Source organism: Streptomyces candidus, from assembly GCF_014207445.1.
Lineage (GTDB): Bacteria > Actinomycetota > Actinomycetes > Streptomycetales > Streptomycetaceae > Streptomyces > Streptomyces candidus.
On sequence record NZ_JACHEM010000022.1, the window covers coordinates 25,039 to 46,500 of the forward strand.

The following is a 21,462-nucleotide window of genomic DNA, read 5'->3' on the forward strand; positions in this document are numbered from 1 at the left end:
CACGGACAGAACTGAAACCTACCCTGACGTCAGAGTGGGTTGGCAATTGGCGGTACGGGACGAAGGTGCGAGGGCAGGATGACGGCGCAGTCAGTGGATCACTCGCGGCGACTCTCCGGTAGCGTCACGGTATGAGTCATCCCCATCCCGAGCTGAAGCCCGCCCCGCCGCTGCCCGAGGGAGGGCTGCGCATCGTCGCCCTGGGCGGCCTGGGCGAGATCGGCCGCAACATGACCGTCTTCGAGTATGACGGCAAGCTGCTCGTCGTCGACTGCGGCGTCCTGTTCCCTGAGGAGAACCAGCCGGGCGTGGACGTGATCCTGCCCGACTTCACCTCGATCCGTGACCGCCTCGACGACATCGTGGCCATCGTCCTCACCCACGGCCACGAGGACCACATCGGCGCCGTGCCCTACCTCTTGCGCGAACGGCGCGACATCCCCGTCGTCGGCTCGAAACTGACCCTGGCCTTCCTCGATGCCAAGCTGAAGGAGCACCGCATCCGCCCGCAGGCGGTACGGGTGCGCGAGGGCGAGCGGCGTTCCTTCGGGCCCTTCGAGTGCGAGTTCGTAGCCGTCAACCACTCCATCCCCGACGGGCTCGCGGTCGCGATCCGCACCGGTGCGGGCCTGGTCCTGCACACCGGCGACTTCAAGATGGACCAGTTCCCGCTGGACGAGCGGATCACCGATCTGCGCGCCTTCGCCCGGCTCGGCGAAGAGGGCGTCGACCTCTTCCTCACCGACTCCACCAACGCCGAAGTCCCCGGCTTCACCACCTCCGAGCGGGAGCTCAACCCGGCCATCGAACACGTCCTGCGCACCGCCCCGCGCCGGGTCATCGTCTCCAGCTTCGCCAGCCACATCCACCGCATCCAGCAAGTCCTCGACGCCGCGCACGAGAACGGACGCAAGGTCGCCTTCGTCGGCCGCTCCATGGTCCGCAACATGGGCATCGCCCGGGAACTGGGCTACCTCAACGTGCCACCCGGCCTGGTGGTGAGCCTCCAGGAACTGGAGAAACTGCCGGAGGACAGGATCGCCCTGGTGTGCACCGGCTCCCAGGGCGAGCCCATGGCAGCACTGTCCCGCATGGCCAACCGAGACCATGTGATCCGGATCGGCAAGGGCGACACCGTCCTGCTCGCCAGCTCCCTCATCCCCGGCAACGAGAACGCCATCTACCGCGTCATCAACGGGCTGACCCGCTGGGGCGCGAACGTCGTCCACAAGGGCAACGCCAAGGTACACGTCTCCGGACACGCCAGCGCCGGTGAACTCGTCTACTGCTACAACATCGTCAAGCCCCGCAACGTCATGCCCGTCCACGGCGAGTGGAAGCACATGCGGGCCAACGCCGACCTGGCCATCCGGACCGGTGTCGACCCCGACAACGTGGTCATCGCCGAGGACGGCGTCGTCGTCGACCTCATCGGCGGACGTGCCCGCATCACCGGCAAGGTCCCCGCCGGCTACGTCTACGTGGACGGCATGACCGTCGGCGGCGCCACCGAAGCCTCCCTGAAAGACCGCCTCACCCTCGCCGAGGAGGGCGTGGTCACCGTGGTCGCCATCGTCGACGCCAATACCGGCAAGCTCGCCGAGGCCCCCGACTTCCTGGCCCGCGGCTTCGTCCACGACGAAACCACGTTCTCCTCCGTCGTACCCGTGATCGAGAAGACCCTGGCCACCGCAGCCGAGGAAGGCGTCGGCGACGCCCACCAGCTGGAACAGCTCATCGTCCGCGCCGTCGGGAACTGGGCGTTTCGCACCTACCGCCGCAGGCCGCTCATCATCCCCGTCATCATCGATGCCTGACGGGCCGACGAACTTCCGCATTGGTTCCAGTGGAGAGGTGAACGGATGAGCATGCGGTTCGAGGAGATCGACTGGCGGCCGACCCCGCTCGGCGACATCAGCCTGCGACGCCGGCGGGACCCGGCGACAGGTGAGGACGTGTACGAGGTGAAGCTCGGCGACGAGTACCTGATGTCCAGCCTCTTCACCAAGGGCGAGACCGAGCTCACCCGGCTCGGCCTGAAGCCCTGGCACTCGGACGCCGAACTGGACGTCGCGGTGGGCGGACTCGGGCTCGGCTACACCGCACGCACCGCACTGGACGACCCGCGCGTGAAGTCGCTGACGGTCATCGACGCGCTCGCCGAAGTCATCGACTGGCACAAGCGCGGTCTGGTACCCCTGGGAACCGGCCTCGCCTCGGACCCCCGCTGCCGCCTGGTCCACGGTGACTTCTTCGCGCAGGCCGCCGGCGCCGACGGGCTCGACCCCGAGCAGCCGGACCGGCAGTTCCACGCCGTCCTGCTGGACGTGGACCACTCACCACGGCACGTCCTGCACCCCCGGCACGCCGCCCTCTACCGGCCCGAGGGACTGCGCGCCCTCGCCCAGCACCTCCGCCCGCACGGCATCTTCGCCCTGTGGTCGAACGACCCGCCGGACAAGGTATTCCAGTCCGCGCTCGCAGAGGTCTTCCCGGAAACCGAGGCCCACGTCGTCGGCTTCGCCAACCCGCTCCAGGAAGGCACGTCCACCAACACCGTCTACGTGGCCCGCAAACAGGCCGCCTGAACAGGGCCGGGGCTGTTCCGCGAGGGGATCGACGACGTCCATTAGATGGCGCAGCCCGTCCCGGTCGTCCTTGAGAAACCGGGCAACCGCACCGATCGCAGCTTCGTCATCCCCTGCCGGTGCAGATCGCCGTCCCCGCAATCCCGTACGCGTTACGCATCGGAGGCGCCGATCCGCCCTACATCAGTAAGGACTGAAGTGGCGCGACGCACAGAACTCTTACATCAAGTACAACACCGTGGTCCCAGCCCGCCTGCTCGAAGGCACCTGGTGTCCATGCTGGACCGGGCCCTCAGCGGCGAATCTGAGGGAAGCTCCGCGAAGAAGGGGATCCGGACGGCCACCAGTCGACAGCGGGACATCGAGCCTCATCGAAGAAGGACAGTCGGCTCGGGAGTCTCTCTCGCCACGGCAACCCGCTGTGGGAGCCGTGTGATGAAGGGCCGCCACGACCGTCGCGGCCTTCACCGGCGAGGATCCAGTGCACAACAACGGAATACGGCCTTCTCTCAGACGAAGTGCACCTGCATCGAATCGGCGCTGGAAATCGGCACGTAACAATAACGTGCCTCGTTCACCGAGACGAGAGGAAGGCCTTCCCGTTCGGCCAGTAGCGCCGCGTGGCAGCAGCTCAGCACTTCGGATCCGAGGACGTGTCGTGCGATACAGCGCTCGTACAGCTCGCCCGCTGCCAATGCGAATTCGGTGGATGGCTGAATCACCTCGACACCGCGACGGGCATGGAAATCTCGCAGCGTGTTGAACGCAGTGGCTCCCTCTTCTTCCTTGATGCACTCGGCATCCCAGCACATCCTCATAGCGCTACAGTCAGAGAAAACCACCATAGGGGCGAGGAGGCGCAGATCTCCGGACAACGCCATCTTGTTAAGTCTGGCGGCCTCTCTCGTATGACAGTTGACGATGTGATACAGGCCGCCGGAGTCGACAACTACGGCGCCGTCAAAGGAGGTGGTCGAACTTCCCATCAGGTCGCTCCGGTCGGCAGGCGTTTTCGAGTGACGTGACTTCCCGTCACCGTAGGGATTCCCTCCCCGGCTTGGCGGAAACCGCGCTCTCGCCGGAAGGCTGGTGTCCCGGCAGTCCGGGCTGCTGCTCTCAGGCGCCTCCGCCTTCTGAGCCCCGTTCAGGTGCTGGCCTCGACTGCCTCTGCCACCACATGGGCGAGGGAGTGCGCAGCGGTCGGACAGTGGCCGAGGAAGAGGAAGGGTTCGGTCAACTCGACTTCGGTTACACACGGTTTTCCGGTGGAGTCGGGGATCAGGTCAATGCGTGCATAGGCCAGGTCCGCAGCCCGCCCAGGGGTTGCTGCCAATGCGCTCTCAGCGACTTTGAACTCGTCGTCCGAGGGTTCATAGCCTTGGATCGGTCCCACATCATCTCCTCCCGGGACCATGAGGTCATTCACCTCGGTCTCCGGGCCGAGATAGGACCCATTTCGCCGGATGGCATGACTGTAGGTGCCGCCGATGTAGATGACCGAGGCTTCGCCCTGGCGTTCCACGGACTTCAGGTAGGGCTGGATGAGGACGTGGTCTCCGCGGCGTGCGAGGTGTGCCGCATACGTGCGGGCGCGGGCACGGTCCCCGGTCCGCAGACAGTGTCGGCCGCCGGCGCCGACAGACGGTTTGATCACCAGGTCCTGGGTTCCTTCCGGGATTTCCGTGGCAGCCTCGCTTTCGGTCATGCCGGGGTTGGCGGGCAACCATGTCGTCGGTACCACCGGTACACCCTGCTCTTCGAGTGTCCGCAGATACCGTTTGTCTGTGTTCCATTCCAGGATGGAGAGCGGGTTCATGAGAACGCATTTTTCGTCAACGTTGCGCATCCGTTCCAAGAATTCACCCCGGAAGGCCGGGTAATCCCACGCGCTGCGCAGAATAGCGACACGGTAGTTCGACCAGTCGATTTCGCCGTCCGACCAGCGGACGGCCTCCGTCGTGAGCCCTCTGCGTTCGAGTGCCTCAAGAACTGTCAGGCGGTCAGGATCGTGCCCGTCGTAGGTGATGTAAGCAACGTCGACGGATTGACGGGAGTTCATTACTGTCCCTTTCCTTGCATGTATGTGGGCCGCGAATGCCATGTCCCAGTTTCGGCGGGCCGACGCGAGGTCATTGCGTCACCCGAACCAGGTCGGCTTCCGCTTCTGCCTGGTAGTGGTAGGCCCCTCGATACCGACCTAAGCGCAGCCGGAGGCGCATGTCCGGCAAGGGTGCGGGCCAGCGGATCGTTGTCCGGGCTGCCGCACCTGCTCGGGACCCAGCCTGTCGAACATCACGCCACCCACGCCCCCAGCGAGGCGTGCAGCCGCGCCGCCGCAGTGACGCCCGGGCTGACCGGTGGGCAGGAAGAGAGTCATCGGTCCTCCTCCGCGTCGAGCAGGGGCAAGGAGCGCGGCCCTCCGCTGACCGAAGGAAGTGCGGCGAGTTCGGCAACCGTCTGCGCCAGCACGGTTTCTTCGATGTCTGCTGTGAGGATCAGCAGCGCGCGGGCGTCGGCCGCCGCGCGTATCGACGTGATGCCGATGTTCGCGCGGGTCAGCACAGCACCCGCCTCTGCCTGCGCCAGGGTCGGATCGTGGACCGGTACCCGCAGATGGTGGCGGCTTCGCAGTCCTGCAACGGCTTGAGCGCCCGCAGGCCGTTCCGGCGCCCGCACCGCGAGAGGGGGTCCGGCCGCGAAGCGGCCCTGCAGCCGTCGGCGGGCCGCTGTCACCAGGTCCCCCAGGACCGGCCCGGAGGTGGGGACGCCGCCCGCGCCGGCGCCTCTGAACAGCAGGGGGCCGGCCACATGGGCTTCTACGAGCACGGCGTTGTCGGCTCCGCCTACGTGTGCCAGGGGGTGGTGGCGTGCCACCATGGTCGGCCGTATCCGGGCAAGCACCACTGTGCTGCCGTCCGGTTCGACGGATCGCTCCAGCAGGGCCACCAGTTTCACGACGCGGTCACATGCTCGGGCGTCCGCGACATCCTGGGCCGTCACACCGGTGATCCCTTCTCGGTACACCTGTGTGGGATCCGGCCAGGTATGGAAGGCGAGCGAGGAGAGGATCACCGCTTTGGCCGCTGCGTCCGTTCCCTCCACGTCGGCCGAGGGGTCTGCTTCCGCATAGCCGCAGGCGATCGCTTCTTGCAGCGCCGACGCGTAGTCGCCGCCGGTTCGCGTCATCCGGTCCAGGATGTAGTTGGTGGTTCCGTTGACCACGCCGGTGATCCGGTCGATCCGGTCCCCGCACAGACAGTCGCGCAAGGGGCCGAGAACAGGGACCGCGGCCGCCACGGCCGCTTCGTACAGCAGGTCCACGCCGTGACGTGCGGCCGACTCGTGAAGCTGGGGGCCATGGGCTGCCAGCAGAGCCTTGTTGGCGCTCACGACGGATGCCCCGCGCTCCATGGCCCTGATGACGAGGGAGCGAGCAGGCTCCAGGCCGCCGAGCAGCTCGACAACGATATCGATGCCGTCCCGTTCGATCAGCCCCAGTGCATCGTCCGTCCACAATCCCGGGTCGACGCCCAGCCCCCTGTCCCGCCCGGGGTGACGCACCGCGATGCCCGCCAACTCCAAGGGCACGCCCACACGTTCGGCCAGCTCGTCGCGGGCGTCGTGCATCCTGCGCACTACTTCGGTGCCCACCACGCCGCAGCCCAGTACCGCCACCCGCAACGGCGCAGGTTCCGCCCGCGGCCCGGATGCCCACTGATCACTCATCGGCCGGCTCCTTCGTCCACGAGGGTCACGGTCGCGCCGTCCAGGCCGAAGGCTCGATGCAGTGCTCGCACCGCGTCGTCAAGGCGGTCCGCGGGACACAGTGCCGAGACGCGCAGTTCGGAGGCTGCGACCGGTCCGATGCCGATGCCATCCTCGGCGAGCGTCCGGCACAGGCGTGCAACCACGTCGGCCCGCTCGCTCCCGATCCCGACTCCCACCAGCGAGACCTGGCTCATTCCGGAGTCGCAGCGCACCTGCCCATGACCGCTTTTCTCGCACTGTCGTTTCAGCAGCTCCAGGGCGCGTGGCCCGTCCGGGCCCGGCACGATGAACGCCACCCCGTGCCCGGTCGGCGGTCCGGATCTCTGCACCATGTCGACCGTGATCCCCGACTGCGCGAGGACGTCGAACAGCTCGCTCGTTGCCATCGGGTCCAGCGAGGCACCGGATACGGTGATCTGCGCGACGGCCCGGGTATGGGCCACCCCCGTGACACATGAACCTTCCATTGAGCCGACCTCCACCGCATTCGATACAAGCGTTCCCGGACGGCCCGTGAACGAGGAACGGACGTGGATGGCCACGTCGTGCCGGTATGCGTACGCCGCGCAGCGCGGCATCAGGACCTTCGCCCCTGCAGCGGCCATCTCCAGCATTTCCGCAGTGCTGACGGCATCCAACAGCCGGGCGCAGGCGACCAGGCGCGGGTCAGCCGTGAATACGCCGTCGACGTCGGTGTATATCTCGCACAGGTCAGCGCTGAGCGCGGCGGCCAGGGCTACCGCTGTGACGTCCGATCCGCCGCGTCCCAGCGTCGTGAGGTCTCCGCTTTCCGCAAAGATTCCCTGGAAGCCGCTCACAAAGGGCACTGCACCCTGGTCGAGGACCTCCCGCACTCGGGTGGGGCTGACTTCGACGATGCGCGCCGCACCATGGCGTCCATCGGTATAAATGCCCGCCTGAGCCCCCGACAACGACCTGGCGGTGCCGCCCAGGTTGTGGACCGCCATCGCTACCAGCGCATTGGAGACCCTTTCCCCGGAGGTGAGCAGCATGTCCATCTCTCTCGCGGGCCGGTTGCTGCTGACCGTCTGCGCCAGGTCGATCAGTTCGTCGCTGGTGTCACCCATCGCCGAGCAGACGACGACGACGTCATGCCCGTCGTGCCGGGCGGTGAGGACCCGTTCGGCAACCGATCTGATCCGGTCCGCGCCCTGAAGCGAGGATCCTCCGTATTTCTGGACGATCAACATGCCCTTGCTTTCGTTCGAAGACTTCGTCGTGCTCGGACGCGCCGACTCAGCGGTCGCTTGGCAGGCGCGGCATGCACCCTTGCCTGGGTCGGTCGGCGGAAAAGCCGTCCATTGCAGAAAAAGACGCTGCGAGGGTCAGTAACTGCGTGTCCTCACGGTGCCTCCTCCGCGACACCAGCTGTGTCCCGATCGTTGATCGTCCATGGGTGCCTTCACTGAGCCATCCGGCACGCGTCGCACCAGAACTGGTCGTCGGCACCGAGCGCGGCCGGTTGGATGTACGGGCAGCGGTGAGCGCTGCAAAGTCCGCGCTTTGTATATGCCAGGCGATGTCTCTCCGGGCTCTACGTCCGACCGCACGCCATCCACCGCGATGGGGTTCTTTTCTGTGAACGGCCGTCCGGACGGTTCGGGCCGCTTGAGATGCTCACCTACCGACTTCCCGAGCCTCAGCCGTTCACACAGGGTGCATGTGTCCTAACAAGGCGCAGAGGAGTGCGCCCGCGCACAACTTCCTCTGAGAACAGGAGAACGCACTACCCCGTAGCAACCACGTGGCGTCCCATACTGCTCCTTGTTCGGACCGGGATGCTGTGGCTGGTCCGACTGTCCCGACGGATGCGCAGGAGCATGGGCCGTGGCGGCTCGGCCACGCCACCCCTGCGGAAAGTTTCTGGCAATCAAAGAAGGTCGATGCCGAAGAAACCCCTCCGGACATCGAAGACCTTTGTCTTTCCGGGGCGGGGACCTTGTTGCCCGCCGGGGGCCGGGGCGACCTCGGTCAGCCGCACGCAGGTGAGACGTCGAGCACCTGACCTACGGACTCCTCATGGCTGAAGTCGGCACACCACGGGTATGCATGAGAGACGGGCCGAGTTCACGTACGCTCCCCCGCCCGTATCACCCCCTCGGGCACAGCCGGCGCCCTGCCACCGTTGCCCCTTTTGCTCCGCCCCCTTCCCCCACCGCTTTCCCCTACCGTCACCTGCGAGGTGTGCTGTGGCTGTCCTGACCGTCGCTGATGAGGAACTGGATGCTCTCGGGTACTTGATTGAGTGCTTCGAGGCCCACGGGCTGGGCGGGGTACGGATGTGTCATCGTGGACGCTCCCGGCCGTGGCCGGTCCGGGAAATGCTGAAGGGGGCCGATCTGGTGGTCTCGCTGGGGTCGCTCTCATCGGTGCGGGACGAGGCGACAGATGAGGCCCGGCGGCAGGAACACCGCGTCTACGAGCGCGCGATCGAGCTTGGGGTTCCGATTCTCGCCATCTGCTACGGGGCGCAGGTCCTGAGCCAGGTGCTGGGAGCGCCTTCCCGTGAATCGCCCAGTTCGGAGATCGCCTGGGTGGAGGTTGACAGCGTGAATACTGCGACGCTCCCGACCGGGCCGTGGCTGGACTGGCACGAGGACCTGTTGACCGTCCCCGTGGGCGCCACCTTGCTGGCGCGCACGTCGGTGGCCCCTCAGGTGTATGCGCACGGCCGTTGTCTGGCGGTGCAGTTCCATCCCGAGGTGACCCCGGAGGAACTGGAGCGCCGGGTGGCGATGAACCGTGACGCGCTGGAGCAGCAGGGGGTCGACACCGAAGCCTTGACGGCTCAGGCGCACCGGCAGGGGGAACGTTCACGGGCCATGACACGGCAGCTTTTCGATGGTTTCTGGGCGGGCGTCGCGGCCGGCCGGTGATGTGCGCTTCGGGGGCCGGATTCCGGACCGGCCCAGTGTTAGAAGAACTCGAAGTACTCCCTCATCTCCCAGTTCTCCGCCGCGGCCTTGGCTCCGGCGGTTCCCGCACCGTCCGCGCCGGCCGCCTGGATCGCTTCCTGCCTCCGGGCGATCTCGCAGCGGCGCATCTTCACGTAGGAGGAGACGAATCGGTCCCCGAACTCGGCTCGGTAGAACTCCGATTTCTCCAGCGCGGTTACAGCTTGCGCCAGGGTGCGGGGCAGGAGCCGGTCCTCACCCGCGTAAGGGTCGGATGTCTCCGCCGGCGGCGGCAGGAGACGGCGGGCCATGCCGTCCCGGCCGGCGGCGAGGTCGGCGGCCATGTAGAGGTAGGGGTTCGCGCAGGGCTCACCCAGCCGGTTCTCTATGTGCGTGCCGGTGTCTCCCGGGCCGCCGACGACGCGGATCGCGGCGCCTCGGTTGTCCACCGACCAGCCGAGGCGCCACGGCGCGAAGGAATAGGGACGGTAGCGCCCGTAGCCGTTGGTCGTCGGGGTGGCGAACGCGGTCAGGGCGTCTGCGTGCTGGAGCTGGCCGGCGATGTAGTGCAGGCCCTCTTGCGAGGGCACGCGGTGCTCGTCTGCGAAAGCGTTGTCGCTCTCGCGGGTCACGAGCGAGGAGTGCAGGTGCCATCCGGAGGGGAAGGAATGCGGCAGGTGCGGGGTGCTCATGAACGAGGCCAGAAGCCCGTGCCGGGCGCAGACCTGCTTGACCGTGGAGCGGAAAACGACCATCGCGTCTGCGGCGGCGAGTCCCTCCATGGGGCTGAAAGTGAACTCGAACTGCCCCGGGCCCCATTCGTCCTCCATGGTCCGCGGCGGCAGTCCCACCTCCCACAGGGCATCCCGCAAGGGACCCAGTACGGCGTGCGCGGAGTCGAGGCGCGTCTCGGACAGGAATTGGTAGCCGTGGGCTGTCGCGGACACCTGGGGCAGGGGCGGCGGGTGGCCGAGGTCGTCCAGGGCGATGCGCTGGGCATCGCGCCGTACGACCATGAACTCCACCTCCAGCCCTGCGACATAGCGCAGTCCGTCCCGGGCGAGGGCGTCCAACTGCCGGCGGAACACACCCCGGCCGCACAGCGGATTGGGCAGGCCGGAGGGAAAATAGGTGTCACACAGCATCCAGCCGGTGCGGTCGGCCCAGGGAAGGACGCGGAAAGTGGCCGGGTCGGGCACGGCGACGACATCGGGGAAGCCTGTCATCTCCGGCAGGTCCGGATCGGCGTCCTGGGCGAATCCGCCGGTGAAAACGGTGTTGCCGGTGTCCATCTGGTAGATGGCGCTGGAGAAGTTCAGCCCTCGCGCGAGGGCCGCTTCAGCGGCCGACGCGGACAGGAACTTGGCCCGGGGGATGCCGTGCTGGTCGACGACGACCATGCGGACCGTACGCAGACCCAGCTCACGTATTCGGGTGGCTGCGTGCTCAACGGCTTCGCGTCGTTCGGAGCTGTCGAGGCCGTGGTCCTGGACGAACCCGCGACGCCCGATCCCCAGGTCGTCCGTTTGCGCGCCGGTTCCGCTACTGGAGCAGGCCATCCGAAACTCCCCCGCTTGGCAGATTTACCAGTATTTGTTCCCCTTTTAGTCCCTGTTCATACCCACCGCCACCCGGCACGGCCCTCCCGCTCCGCACAGGGGCGGATCCGTGGGGATGGTTCACCGCAGCACGCAGGCAGCCACGGGAAACGGCGCCGGACTCAGGGTTCGCACTAGTCGGAAGGGGACGCTCATGCGTCTGGGGCATCTCACCATCCACCCGGTGATCGACGGGTACGCCGTCATGGAACCCGAGGGCATCTTCGCTGATGTCCCCGCCGCCGCACTGCAAGAGGAAGGACTCCTCAACGTCGACGGCCTGTTGGAGTTCCCCTTCGGAGGATTTCTCGTGCTGGGGCCTGAGGAGAGGACCGTACTGGTCGATCTCGGCGCCGGCCCTGATCCGGGCTTCTTTCCCTTCACCGCGCCGCGTCACGGCCTGCTGCCCGGTGCCCTCAGGGCGCAGGGCGTCGATCCGGCGGACATCACCGACGTCGTCCTGAGCCACCTCCATGCCGACCACATCGGATGGGCGACGGTAGGAGGTGACGTCTACTTCCGCCATGCGCGTCACCACGTCCACGCCGAGGACTGGCGCTACTACGTGGACGGTGACTCCCACCCCTCGATCCGCGCACATCTCACTCCGCTCATCGACCAGGTGAACCTCTGGGAGGGGCCGGAGACGGAGCTCTTTCCCTGGCTGAACCTGCACGCCGCTCCCGGTCACACGCCGGGCTCCGCGGTGGCCATACTGCATTCCGGACAGGAGCGACTGGTGCTGGTCGGGGACCTGTTGCACACACCGGCTGAACTGAGGCAACCGCAGTGGCACGGAACCTCGGACTGGGACCGGGACGAGGCCGTCTTCCAACGGCGGACATGGCGGGCGTACTGCCGCGAGAACGACGCCCCGCTGGTGGGCCCCCACTTCCCCGACCTGCGCCCGGTACGCGTGGAGACTTGATCCCGTACCGCACACCCCAGCCAGCCGCGTCCGCCCTTAGCACGCCCAGTACGTGCAGCACCAGCGAACTGGCTGTCAGGATTCTGAGGAGCCCCGGCTGGGCAGCATGATCGACGGGCATGATCGGCTCTGTCCAAGACCGATGCAGTGGTCGAATGGCACGTCGCCACTCCACGTCGGCGGCCTGTCGATGAATACGTCCACATCACCGGTCGAGACCGGAGTGACGTAGTGATCACCCGGCAGCCCGAGGGATGTTCCGCCAACCCCGCGGGGAGATCGGTGGGGTGAAGGATTCCTCGTACGGTGGGCCTCCTTCGGGTCGGCGGGACGGGTCGGCAGGAGTCGGGATGCCCCGGTTGGCCTTGGCCGGCGGTGAGCCGGCTGAATGATGGATACCGTCGGAATGCTGAACATGTGGTCAGGCCGCAATCGGACCTCCCCATCGCCGTTCGCGCGCTCCGCCAGTCCCCCTCGCTTCCGGGTCGCGGGGTGTGCGGAAGACGAACTTGATGCTCAGAGGCCAGGAGAACCCAGCCCGCTCATCGACAAGTTGAGCACGCCGACGCGCCAGGACCCGACGGCTCCCTCGTTGTTCCGGGCCGATGCCCGGGCAACGGCACCGGGCTCGTTTGATTCTTGGCAGGAGGCGCTGTTTTTTCGGGCGCCGCCGGGGGATGATCCTCTTCGGGTCCGCGCCGTGCGGGCCTGCAACTTGAGAGGCATTGAGCATGGCAACGGGAACCGTGAAGTGGTTCAACGCGGAAAAGGGCTTCGGCTTCATCGAGCAGGACGGCGGAGGCCCCGACGTCTTCGCCCACTACTCCAACATCAACGCCTCCGGCTTCCGTGAACTCCAGGAAGGCCAGAAGGTCTCCTTCGACATCACGCAGGGCCAGAAGGGCCCCCAGGCAGAGAACATCACCCCCGCCTGACCCTCTCCGCCCGCGACGAGCACCGAAGCACGGCCAGGTGGCGGGCGCTCAGGAGCAGTGCCAAGAGAGTGAGCAAGGCTCCCTGTTCCGGTGGTACCTGCATCTGCGCCTCCGGCCCCAGGGCCTCGGCGACGGGGTCCGGGGGCGTTCCGTGGCCGATCATGTAGCGGCGCAGCTCGTCGGTCAGTACGACGTCCTTTACCGGTTGCATGTGACCTCCCTGCTTCGGTGGAGGTGAGGGTTTGCGGAGTGCCGGTAGCAGGGTCGCCTCAGGGCTGAGCAGTATTGCTCTCGAGTGAGTAGGCGAGCTGCACAGCTTGCTGCCGCAGTCGGGTCTGGATGGTCTCTTCGGTCTGGACCAGATGTTCCCGTGCGGTGGGTAGTGCCTGCTGGGAGAGGGGCGGACTGGCGTAGTAGAGGCCGCGGCTTTCCAGATCCGCGATGACCCATAGCAGACGAGGCAGCAGTTGGGCTTTCAGCGCATGGCGGCATACGGGGCCTCGGCGGCTGAGGAAGAACCGGTCGTAGAGGTCGGCTTCCTGTTGGCTGGGCTCTTCTCCCGCCCCCCGTCCGGCCTGCTGGAGCAGGGAGGCCCCCTCGGGGACGAGATGGGCCGCCACCGCGGCGTGCACGCGGTGATTGCGTCGCGCGGCCTGGGCCATGGCGGGCGGACCGGCGTCCGCCGCGCGTTTGAGGAGACGGGGCAGTCCCTGGTAGTCGCGTGCCCACTCGCCGCTGAATGCGGGATGAGCCTGTGCCATGCGCGGCCGGACAATGTGGTGATAGAGGGCAGGCGAGCAGCTTCCCGCGTACAGCAGCAACGCCGAGTACAGGTCCAGCAACCGGACCACCTCCTCAGCCGGTGCGGACTGCTCGTGTGTCAGCACGTCCCGCAGAAGCGACCACTCCAGGAATGTGACTTGGTGGCCGACCAGCCACCGGTGCCAGGCCAGATCCGCCGGTTGGCGCGGAGAAGGGAAGCCGATAAGGGGCTTCCCGTGCTCGGCCTGCCGGGTCAGCATGACCCACTCCGATGTCCGCCACTGGCGTTCGAGCGCCGCCCCGCAAGAGGACGGGCATTCGGCACCGGAGGACGGCAAGTCCGCCTCGGGCAGTACCAGGTGCAGCGCCGGCGGTGCCACGTCGCAACGGGCGGCCGTCATCTGAGCACCCCAGGTATGCCGGCTTGCGCATCTCTGCGCCTGCCCGCAGGGCGCGGGCGCGTGCCCTCAGGTCGTGCACGTCGCCGCGCGATCGCACATACAGGAGGTACAGGAGGGGTGCCGAGGTGGCACACCTCGGCAAAGGCTGGAGGCCACGAATTCATATCGCCGAACGCCTCACTGAGTCGATTTCCAGACGGACGCACTCGCGGCCCGGGCGGTGCCCTGCGGCCTGCTCAGAAGCCGGAACCGCCTGTGGTCCGGCCACGACCCCCACCGGCGGTGCGGCCGCGGAGCAGGCCGGGCGGGATTCATTCCACTGTTTCCCGCGGACGGTAGTCCACCGCAAACACCAGACTGCACTGATTGCCCACGCCCAGCATGTCGATCACCGGATGCAGGGCAAACGGGACGCCGTGTCATGGCAGGAACGCCGTCATGGATGGATCTTGCGGGGCCCTCGCAGATGACTGACTGGGCTGGTTCATGCTTGGACGACAGGCCTCACTTCGTCATCTCGGCGCCCTTGTGGCCATTTGCCGCACGGCATGTAACGCGGACCATCCCTGGGGACTGCTCCCGTATCACCGGGCGCTGCCCCGCTGGGGAATCAGGGACGCGCGCCGCCACAGCCTCCAGGATGCCGAGTCGATCAGCCCGAGGTCGTTGAGCTGGGACTGGGACACCGCCATGTCGCATTCTGTGGCAGGCGAGACGACTTGGGACGCCAGGGGGAACGGGAGTTACGGGACGCGGGCGGCGAAGTCACGTGCATCCAGGCCGATGGCCGCCCAGGTACAGAACTGCATGGACCGGGTCGCGAGCCGTTACGGCGGCATCGACGTGGCCTGCAACGACGCCGGCGTCGGCAGCGGCAAACTCCCCCATGAGATGGGCGTCGAGGAGTGGGACCACGTCCAGGCCACCCCCGCCCGAGGCGTGTTCTTGCGGCCGACGCCGAGAAAAGCGCACGCGCAGTACCCGGCGACGCCGAGAAAAGCGCACGCGCAGTACTCGGGCTCGCGTCCGACGACTTCCCTTTATGACAGGTGCGTCGATCACCGTGGACGGCGGAAGCGCATCGGGCCGGAAAAGGATCCAGCCGAACGCTCTCTGAGAGTGGGCCCTTGGTCTCAGCAGCGATTCACCGAACCGCCGAGGCGGCCTGCCGCTACACCTGCGGATGTGCCAGGCGGGTTCCCGAGCAACCGACGCGCCACCGCCGGGCTGGGCACGTCCAGGGAGTATGCCCGTGCCACTAGGGGGAAGGTCTTTCCGACCACCGCGGAGCCCCGATCACACAGCCCGCCCTGTTCGTGGGCGACGCCCTGACGCCTCGACCACCTGGATGCCGACGCCATCGACGCCTACCCCGCCACCCTCCCCGCCCTGTCCGCCGCCCACCTCCGGGGAAACGGCGGCCAATGGAAGCAGCAAGCAGGAACGCCCCGACGAGGTCAACGGCGGGCTGACCGCCCTCCAGCGGTGAGTCAGACGGGCCACCCGAGCAGCTCGGCGGTGCGTCTCGGGGCCGGGCGGTTCATCGCTGCTCAGCGCTCAGCCGGCTGCCCGCTGTTCCAAGAGGTCCAGGGTCGTGCGGGCGGACCGACGCACCGGGATGATGCCGGTGGCCCGGTCCTGGGGCCGCCTCCGGTTCGGGATGTGCGCGCTCAGTCGTTTGCCGTCGGAGTGGTGCGGATGACCGCCTGGTCGCCGTGGGGGCCGAACAGGTGCAGGATTTCCACCGCTTCGGCGTGGGCGGGGCCGAACCAGTGGGGTTCACCGGTGTCGAACTCAGCCACCTGACCCGGCCGCAGGATGAGCTCGCGCTTCCCGAGAATGAGGCGGAGCTCGCCTGCGAGCACGTAGAGCCATTCGTAGCCGGAGTGGGCCACCAGCCGCGGCTCGCGGTGCGCGAGCACCTGCTTGAAGACCTGGACGCGGCCCGGGTACTGCGTCAGCGGGACGAGGACACTTCCGGGCTCCCGGCTCCGCGGCTTCAGATGGACGCGGGGATCACCGGTGGGCGGTGCGGTCACCAGCTGATCCAGCGCGACGCGGTGGGCCTGTGCGAGTGGGATGAGCAGGTCGAGCGTCGGACGCCGCCGGCCCGACTCCAGCCTGGACAGCGTGCTTACGGAGATTCCGGTGTCCTTGGCGAGCGTTTCGAGGGTGAGGTTGCGGTCGCGCCGCAGGGCGCGCAGCCGTGGGCCGATGCCGGCGAGGAGTTCCGCGAGTTCGGTGTCCATGCGGCCATTTTGCAATCTCCGCAAATTTCCTGGGCCTGGGCCCTCCCCCGGCCCGAGCCTGGGCGGCAACCGATCCCGTAGAAGGGGGACTTCCCATGTCCGCCGCATCCCTGACCGCTCCCCCCTCGCCACTGAGCGCGCGCCGACGCTGGACGGTGCTGACCGTCTGCGCGCTCAGCATGTTCCTGGTGGGGGTGGACACCACCATCGTCAACGTGGGCCTGCCCGAGGTCGGCCGGGGCCTGGACGTGGACACCCGTGGCCTCGAATGGGTCGTCAACGCCTACACGGTGGTGCTGGCCAGCCTCCTCATCGTTTCCGGCGCGCTCGCGGACCGCTTCGGGCGCCGCCGCATCTTCCAGTGCGGACTGCTCGTCTTCGGCCTGGCCTCCCTCGCCTGCGCCCTCGCCCCGTCGTTCGGCGTACTCGTCGCGGCCCGGGCCGTTCAGGGAGTGGGGGCCTCCATGCTGAGTCCGGTGGCGCTGGCGATAGTGGTCAACGCGATGCCCGACCCACGCGAACGTGCCCGGGCCATCGGCGTGTGGGCATCGGTGTTCGGGCTCAGCATGGCGGCGGGCCCCGTCACCGGCGGGGCGCTCATCGCCGCCTTCGGCTGGCGCTCGGTGTTCTGGATCAACGCCCCGGTCGTGATCGCCGCCCTGGTCCTGGTCGCCGTGTTCGTCCCCGAGTCCCGCGCGAAGCACCCCCGGCGCCTGGATCTGCCCGGCCAGGTACTCCTCACTGTGGTTCTCTGCCTCTCTGTCGGAGTTCTCATCGAAGGACCCCGCATCGGCTGGGCCTCACCCACAGCCCTCGCCGTCTACGCCCTGATCACAGCGGCGACGGCCGGCTTCGTCCTCGTGCAATCGCGCCGCAGCGAACCCCTGATGGACCTCGGCCTCTTCCGCCGGCCGCCGTTCGCCACGGCAGCCCTCGGTGCCATGGCGGTGTTCGTCGCACTGAACGTGAGCCTGCTGCTCAACACCTTCTACCTCCAGCACACTCGCGGCTGGACACCGCTTGAGGCCGGCGCCTCGACCCTGCCCATGGCACTCGGTGCAACCCTGTGCGCGCCGTGGGCGGGCGCTCTGGTGGGCCGTTTCGGGCCGAGACACCCGCTGCTTCTCGGGGCCGGGTTCACCACAGCCGGCGGTCTGTGCCTGATCGGCCTGAACCAGGACACGAGCATTCCGCTGATCCTTCTCGCCCACCTGCTGATCGGCATCGGATTCGGCTTCGCCAACGCCCCACTGACCAATACCGCGGTCAGCGGTCTGCCCCCGTCCCGGGCCGGCGTAGCGGGGGCGATCACCTCCACCGCGCGCCAGCTCGGCGCGGCACTCGGTATCGCCGTTGCCGGGGGTCTGATCGCGGGCGCCGGCCCTGCCGGTCTCGCCGCCGCCTCACGCCCAGGATGGCTGCTCGTAGCGGCCTGCGGACTGTTCCTCCTCGTAGTGGCACGCGCCTCACAGCCCGCAGCCGGCAAATCCCTCTGAAACACGCTGCTTTAGGTTCTGGTCGTGAAGCGGGCCGTGTCATTCCGTGCTGTCGACGGGCCGTTCGCCGTCGCGTTTCGAGGAGTCCGGTCCTCAATGACCGGGGTCATCGCCACCACAGTTCGCAACGGTGGGGGAACGCACCGGTACGCGTCCTCGACTGCACGCCGGGCCCATGAACGCGGGTGACCTCTGGTCGTATCGGCCACGCGCCGCCGGGTGCCTCCGTAGCGTGAAGAGGCCTTGGGCTTGCGGGCGTGGCCGCCCTCGGAGGCTCCGACCGCCTTGGTCAACAGGCGTTCCTGCACTACGCCGTCCCGGCCGTCGGTGGGCGCCGTAACGGTGGACCGCCTCGTCACTATCGAATGACCATGACCTGCACGCTTGCTCTCCGGCTGTGGACGTCGCCAGAGGCCGGGCACCGCCCGGGCCGCGAGTACATACGAGGGACATCGATTCAGCGAGGCATTCGGCGATATGAACTCGTGGCCTGAAGCTTTACCGCGGTCTGCATGGTGGCACAACGCCTGTCCGTGCGGTCGGTTCCGGAAGGCCCGATGTCAGGGCCTGGACCTGGCACGGCGCCGGCTCGGCACACTCGACTATGGCGATGCCGGACCAGTACGGGTGACGACCGGCGCCATGTCGGTGCGCCACTTCATGTCCGAGGCCGTCGTTGCCTTACCTGGGCGGCATCCGGGGGCGGTCCTGGAGTTCCCGATGGAGACCCTGAGCAGAAGACGCTTGCCGACGGGGGCTGTCGATCTGGCCTGGGCACGATCGGCGCTCCCGTGCACCGGTTGCGGACACCCCGGCCAGCCCCTGACCACTTCAGCCGCAGTGCGGCATCGCCGTGATCGCCGACGACAAGGACGTGCGGACCCACTGGTCGCGCTGCGGATGGACTGGAAGGCGCGGACCGGGCGCGGGGTGCTCGACAACTACGAGCCGACCGGGACCGCCCTGCGCGCACCGACCTGCGCTTGAGCGGTCCACGACCTCGTTTCAGCGGTTGACGACCTGGCCCAGAATCGGCAGAGCGGGAGCGGCGGACTCGTCCGTGTACTGTGATTTCTGACGGATCTCGTTGCACTGGAAAGCGCGAGCCTCGTCCAGCACTTCGGGAATAACAATGACGTCGATGTCCTGAACGGTCGGACAGACGTCACGAATGACTTCGATGCTCTGCGAATAGTGGCCGTGCGGCGACTCGTCGGCCATAGCCGACGTGGCGGACATACCGGTCCCGGCCAGGACCACCAACGACCCCGCCCACACACGCTTGTTCATATGGTGCATTCTGCTGAGCGCTCCTTCCGATAAGGACACAGCACCCCCGTGCGGGTGCCGACGCCCGGGCCAACCGGCATAACGTGGCCAAGGTTGCGCGGTGGCGCGGACTTTCACCCACTTGCCGGACATACGCGCCGGTGAGGGATGAGTGTCGTAGGTCGCCTGCGAGCGGATGGTGACGGCGCGTTCTCTTGGGCACCCGGGTCGGCCAGGGCACGGCGGGGCCGGAGGTCTCGGAGTGGGCCCGCGTGAGGACCGGGCCGAAACGGGTGCTTCCTTCGGTTCCTGGGACCGTGCCCAGCGGCCAGCTGCCCTCCTTCTTGGCCGAGGGAAAGCAGCGGAAGAAGGGCATCAGCCCGTCGGGCACTATCGGGTCACCGGTCCGCCGGGCAGGCTCGGTCCAGCGCAGCCGGCGCCAGCCAGGGCCGGGGTGCCGGGCACGGCCCAGACCTCCCCCCGTGGCGATGCTCACGGCGTCGTGGTCGATGCCTCCGACCATGTGGGGCCGGGTACTCCCGTCGACAAGACGTGCGTCGTGGTACTCGTCGTGCGACGGCTTCGTGGGGTCCCTGATCGTGTTCGTAGAGTGCGTTGAGGACCCATACCGCGTCAGGCATCGTCCTAGGCATGAACCGGTTGGACCGTCGCCGCACAGCTCTCCAGCGGTCAGTAGGTGGCACCGGACGGCACGAGCGGCCACAGGCTGAGCATCGGGTTCGGTTCCTCGGACATCCGCTCATGGTCCCGGGCGGACGACTTGGTCCTCTGCGAGGGGCGAACCTGACACCGCCCCGAACCCCGCGGCCCGAACCCGCCTGCAGGTACAGGGCCGGGATGACGAGCCGTGCTTCAGAACCGAAAAGCCGACCGCTGACCAACGATCTACCCCCAGCAACCGCCCACGACCAGCGCGAGCGAACGCAGAGTCGATGCTTCAAGCCCTTTGACCTGCAACTCCAAGTCGGCGAAAACTCACTGAGGTACAAAGCCACCCCTCGTCCCGCGTCTGGTCGAACTCGCCCGCCTCGTTCAGCAGCTCCGCTGCCGCCCGTGAACACCGCATCTGCGCCTTCGGGTCACGGTGGAGGAGGGCCGCAAGCTACCGGACCAGAGGCCCAATGGCTTCTCGGCGCCGCAAAACTGACCATGCGCCAGGCCGCAGGACGTCGGCCGTCCGTGCGGCGAAGGCGTCTCAGGAATACACAACGACGGGTGCGTATCACGGGCTCGTTTGCCGTTGCCCGGTTCGCTGACCAGGGGCACCTGGCGCACACGCCCCTTACCTGACACTTAGGGTTGGCCTCATACGCAACGGGAGTTGCGAAGAACCACACGAACCACGGGGGTTGCAGTGCAGCGCGCAAAATGCCGGATCACGACCATCGCCGGAGCAGGCCTCGTCGCCCTGCTTCTGACCGGCTGTGGGGATTCGGGTCAGACCGGCAAGAACGCGAGCGGCGACAAGCCGAAGGCAACCAGGGCCGCGTCCCCCGCCACGCCGCTGCGTCTCGACACCTCCGCACGGCAGGTGAAGTACACCGACACCGAGGAGAAGGCATTCGATCTGAAGGTCGCACCCGTCTCCCTCACGCGCGGGACGGACACCGATGTCGCGGATGTCCGGCTGGAGGACGGCATGAAGGGGATGGTGCCGCACTACCTGACCGTGTCCGTCGCCAACTCCGGTACGGCCACCTTCGATGCAGGCACGGCCCCGAGCCGGTTCGCCCTCGTGCTCGCCGACGGCTTCCGCGGTCAGCGCATGTCGTTCTTCCACACCAACCCGCTGGGCAAGCCCGGTACCGGCCCGCTGGAGACGTGCACCGGCACCAACGCACCGACGAACCTGGCCGCGGGTCAGACCGCCCTGGAGTGCCAGGTCGTCATGCTTCCCAAGGATGCCAAGCCCGCCACGGTCTCCTACCGGGACGACTCCGGCACGCAGATCTGGAAGGTCGAGGGCGGTGACGCCGACGACAGCGGCATCCTGCCTGCAGGACGGCCCGCCGAGGCCACATGGACAGGCTCGGACGGCAAGGGTTTCCCCCTCACCGTCACGCCGAAGAGCGTGCGCAAGGTCGGTATCGACGCACTGGCCGGCTACGACCTCGACGCCGGGGAGAAGGACGCCGACCTGTACTTCGTCACGTTCGAGTACCGCAACAAGGGAACGACCGAACTGGCCCCCTCCATGGACGACGCGGTGGTCCTTCGCACCGAGGCAGGACAGCGGGTATCGCAGATGCTCCTGATCTCCATCGGCGGTGCCAAGCCCGAGGGATGTGCGTCCAGAGTCCCCGACGGCATGGTCCAGCCCGGCAGGACCGTCCAGCAGTGCGGTGTCTACCTCGTCGACAAGGGCGACAAGCCCGTCACCGTGAACTTCACCCCCAAGAGAGCGAAGCCCCTTGCGTGGCGCGTCTCCTGATGCACGGTCACAGCATTGTCATCGCTCCTTGAGTCCTGACCCCGGGCCCACGCCGACGGGGGTGCCGGGCAGGCACGTCCCGCTCGGCCCCCGGCCCCTTC

General features: G+C 67.6%; 16 protein-coding genes. 7 read left to right on the forward strand and 9 right to left on the reverse strand.

Annotated features, from left to right (window positions below; translation table 11 throughout):
* Positions 1–131: 131 nt before the first annotated feature.
* Both HNQ79_RS29365 and HNQ79_RS29370 read left to right on the forward strand, forming a co-directional pair.
* The gene (locus HNQ79_RS29365) at positions 132–1,817 is read left to right on the forward strand and encodes a ribonuclease J (protein ID WP_185036013.1); all 1,686 of its coding nucleotides are present in this window, start codon (positions 132–134) and stop codon (positions 1,815–1,817) included.
* A gap of 45 nt (positions 1,818–1,862) precedes the next feature.
* On the forward strand, positions 1,863–2,588 hold the full coding sequence (locus HNQ79_RS29370) for a polyamine aminopropyltransferase (RefSeq protein ID WP_185036014.1): 726 nt from the start codon (positions 1,863–1,865) through the stop codon (positions 2,586–2,588).
* Positions 2,589–3,097: 509 nt separating this feature from the next.
* Here the strand turns inward: HNQ79_RS29370 and HNQ79_RS29375 are convergent.
* The 4 genes from HNQ79_RS29375 to HNQ79_RS29390 form a co-directional block, all read right to left on the reverse strand.
* Positions 3,098–3,574 carry a hypothetical protein gene (locus HNQ79_RS29375; RefSeq protein ID WP_185036015.1) on the reverse strand — a complete coding sequence of 159 codons (477 nt, stop codon included), beginning with the start codon at positions 3,572–3,574 and terminating at the stop codon, positions 3,098–3,100.
* 158 nt (positions 3,575–3,732) lie between these two features.
* Positions 3,733–4,647: an ATP-grasp domain-containing protein gene (locus HNQ79_RS29380; protein WP_185036016.1), complete on the reverse strand. Its 915-nt coding sequence runs from the start codon at positions 4,645–4,647 to the stop codon at positions 3,733–3,735.
* 314 nt (positions 4,648–4,961) lie between these two features.
* Complete coding sequence (locus HNQ79_RS29385) at positions 4,962–6,314, reverse strand: homoserine dehydrogenase (protein ID WP_185036017.1); 1,353 nt, start codon at positions 6,312–6,314, stop codon at positions 4,962–4,964.
* Positions 6,311–7,567, reverse strand: a complete 1,257-nt coding sequence (locus HNQ79_RS29390; protein ID WP_185036018.1) for an aspartate kinase — start codon at positions 7,565–7,567, stop codon at positions 6,311–6,313. Before HNQ79_RS29390 ends, HNQ79_RS29385 begins: the two co-directional genes overlap by 4 nt.
* Positions 7,568–8,566: 999 nt before the next feature.
* On the opposite strand from HNQ79_RS29390, the gene HNQ79_RS29395 reads away from it, so the two are divergent.
* A complete protein-coding gene (locus HNQ79_RS29395) occupies positions 8,567–9,253 on the forward strand; it encodes a type 1 glutamine amidotransferase (protein ID WP_185036019.1) in 687 nt (228 codons plus the stop codon).
* Positions 9,254–9,291: 38 nt separating this feature from the next.
* Here the strand turns inward: HNQ79_RS29395 and HNQ79_RS29400 are convergent, their stop codons facing one another.
* Positions 9,292–10,830 carry a glutamine synthetase family protein gene (locus HNQ79_RS29400; RefSeq protein WP_185036020.1) on the reverse strand — a complete coding sequence of 513 codons (1,539 nt, stop codon included), beginning with the start codon at positions 10,828–10,830 and terminating at the stop codon, positions 9,292–9,294.
* Positions 10,831–11,023: 193 nt separating this feature from the next.
* Here HNQ79_RS29400 and HNQ79_RS29405 point away from each other — a divergent pair, with 193 nt between their 5' ends.
* Complete coding sequence (locus HNQ79_RS29405) at positions 11,024–11,797, forward strand: MBL fold metallo-hydrolase (RefSeq protein ID WP_185036021.1); 774 nt, start codon at positions 11,024–11,026, stop codon at positions 11,795–11,797.
* Between the two features lie 731 nt (positions 11,798–12,528).
* A complete protein-coding gene (locus HNQ79_RS29410) occupies positions 12,529–12,732 on the forward strand; it encodes a cold-shock protein (protein ID WP_185036022.1) in 204 nt (67 codons plus the stop codon).
* Here the strand turns inward: HNQ79_RS29410 and HNQ79_RS29415 are convergent.
* From HNQ79_RS29415 to HNQ79_RS29425, 3 genes are all read right to left on the reverse strand, one after another.
* Positions 12,719–12,943 (reverse strand): hypothetical protein, encoded by a 225-nt coding sequence (locus HNQ79_RS29415; protein WP_185036023.1) that lies wholly within the window; start codon positions 12,941–12,943, stop codon positions 12,719–12,721. The genes HNQ79_RS29410 and HNQ79_RS29415 overlap by 14 nt on opposite strands.
* A gap of 58 nt (positions 12,944–13,001) precedes the next feature.
* Positions 13,002–13,895, reverse strand: a complete 894-nt coding sequence (locus tag HNQ79_RS29420) for a 3-methyl-L-tyrosine peroxygenase-related protein (protein WP_185036024.1) — start codon at positions 13,893–13,895, stop codon at positions 13,002–13,004.
* Between the two features lie 1,670 nt (positions 13,896–15,565).
* Positions 15,566–16,144, reverse strand: coding sequence for a helix-turn-helix domain-containing protein (locus HNQ79_RS29425; protein WP_185036025.1), 579 nt, complete (start codon positions 16,142–16,144; stop codon positions 15,566–15,568).
* Positions 16,145–16,239: 95 nt separating this feature from the next.
* On the opposite strand from HNQ79_RS29425, the gene HNQ79_RS29430 reads away from it, so the two are divergent.
* Positions 16,240–17,640 (forward strand): MFS transporter, encoded by a 1,401-nt coding sequence (locus HNQ79_RS29430; protein ID WP_185036026.1) that lies wholly within the window; start codon positions 16,240–16,242, stop codon positions 17,638–17,640.
* A gap of 1,005 nt (positions 17,641–18,645) precedes the next feature.
* Here the strand turns inward: HNQ79_RS29430 and HNQ79_RS29435 are convergent.
* Positions 18,646–18,930 (reverse strand): hypothetical protein, encoded by a 285-nt coding sequence (locus HNQ79_RS29435; RefSeq protein WP_185036027.1) that lies wholly within the window; start codon positions 18,928–18,930, stop codon positions 18,646–18,648.
* A 1,354-nt stretch (positions 18,931–20,284) separates the two neighbouring features.
* Between HNQ79_RS29435 and HNQ79_RS29440 the strand changes: the two genes are divergently transcribed.
* Positions 20,285–21,361: a DUF4352 domain-containing protein gene (locus tag HNQ79_RS29440; RefSeq protein ID WP_185036028.1), complete on the forward strand. Its 1,077-nt coding sequence runs from the start codon at positions 20,285–20,287 to the stop codon at positions 21,359–21,361.
* The last annotated feature ends 101 nt before the right edge of the window (positions 21,362–21,462 follow it).

Bases quoted from the DNA above. Each gene is read 5' to 3' on its own strand.
- HNQ79_RS29365 (WP_185036013.1), top strand. From the start codon at position 132: ATGAGTCATCCCCATCCCGAGCTGAAGCCCGCCCCGCCGCTGCCCGAG.
- HNQ79_RS29370 (WP_185036014.1), top strand. From the start codon at position 1,863: ATGAGCATGCGGTTCGAGGAGATCGACTGGCGGCCGACCCCGCTCGGC.
- HNQ79_RS29375 (WP_185036015.1), bottom strand. From the start codon at position 3,574: ATGGGAAGTTCGACCACCTCCTTTGACGGCGCCGTAGTTGTCGACTCC.
- HNQ79_RS29380 (WP_185036016.1), bottom strand. From the start codon at position 4,647: ATGAACTCCCGTCAATCCGTCGACGTTGCTTACATCACCTACGACGGG.
- HNQ79_RS29385 (WP_185036017.1), bottom strand. From the start codon at position 6,314: ATGAGTGATCAGTGGGCATCCGGGCCGCGGGCGGAACCTGCGCCGTTG.
- HNQ79_RS29390 (WP_185036018.1), bottom strand. From the start codon at position 7,567: ATGTTGATCGTCCAGAAATACGGAGGATCCTCGCTTCAGGGCGCGGAC.
- HNQ79_RS29400 (WP_185036020.1), bottom strand. From the start codon at position 10,830: ATGGCCTGCTCCAGTAGCGGAACCGGCGCGCAAACGGACGACCTGGGG.
- HNQ79_RS29405 (WP_185036021.1), top strand. From the start codon at position 11,024: ATGCGTCTGGGGCATCTCACCATCCACCCGGTGATCGACGGGTACGCC.
- HNQ79_RS29410 (WP_185036022.1), top strand. From the start codon at position 12,529: ATGGCAACGGGAACCGTGAAGTGGTTCAACGCGGAAAAGGGCTTCGGC.
- HNQ79_RS29415 (WP_185036023.1), bottom strand. From the start codon at position 12,943: ATGCAACCGGTAAAGGACGTCGTACTGACCGACGAGCTGCGCCGCTAC.
- HNQ79_RS29420 (WP_185036024.1), bottom strand. From the start codon at position 13,895: ATGACGGCCGCCCGTTGCGACGTGGCACCGCCGGCGCTGCACCTGGTA.
- HNQ79_RS29425 (WP_185036025.1), bottom strand. From the start codon at position 16,144: ATGGACACCGAACTCGCGGAACTCCTCGCCGGCATCGGCCCACGGCTG.
- HNQ79_RS29430 (WP_185036026.1), top strand. From the start codon at position 16,240: ATGTCCGCCGCATCCCTGACCGCTCCCCCCTCGCCACTGAGCGCGCGC.
- HNQ79_RS29435 (WP_185036027.1), bottom strand. From the start codon at position 18,930: ATGAACAAGCGTGTGTGGGCGGGGTCGTTGGTGGTCCTGGCCGGGACC.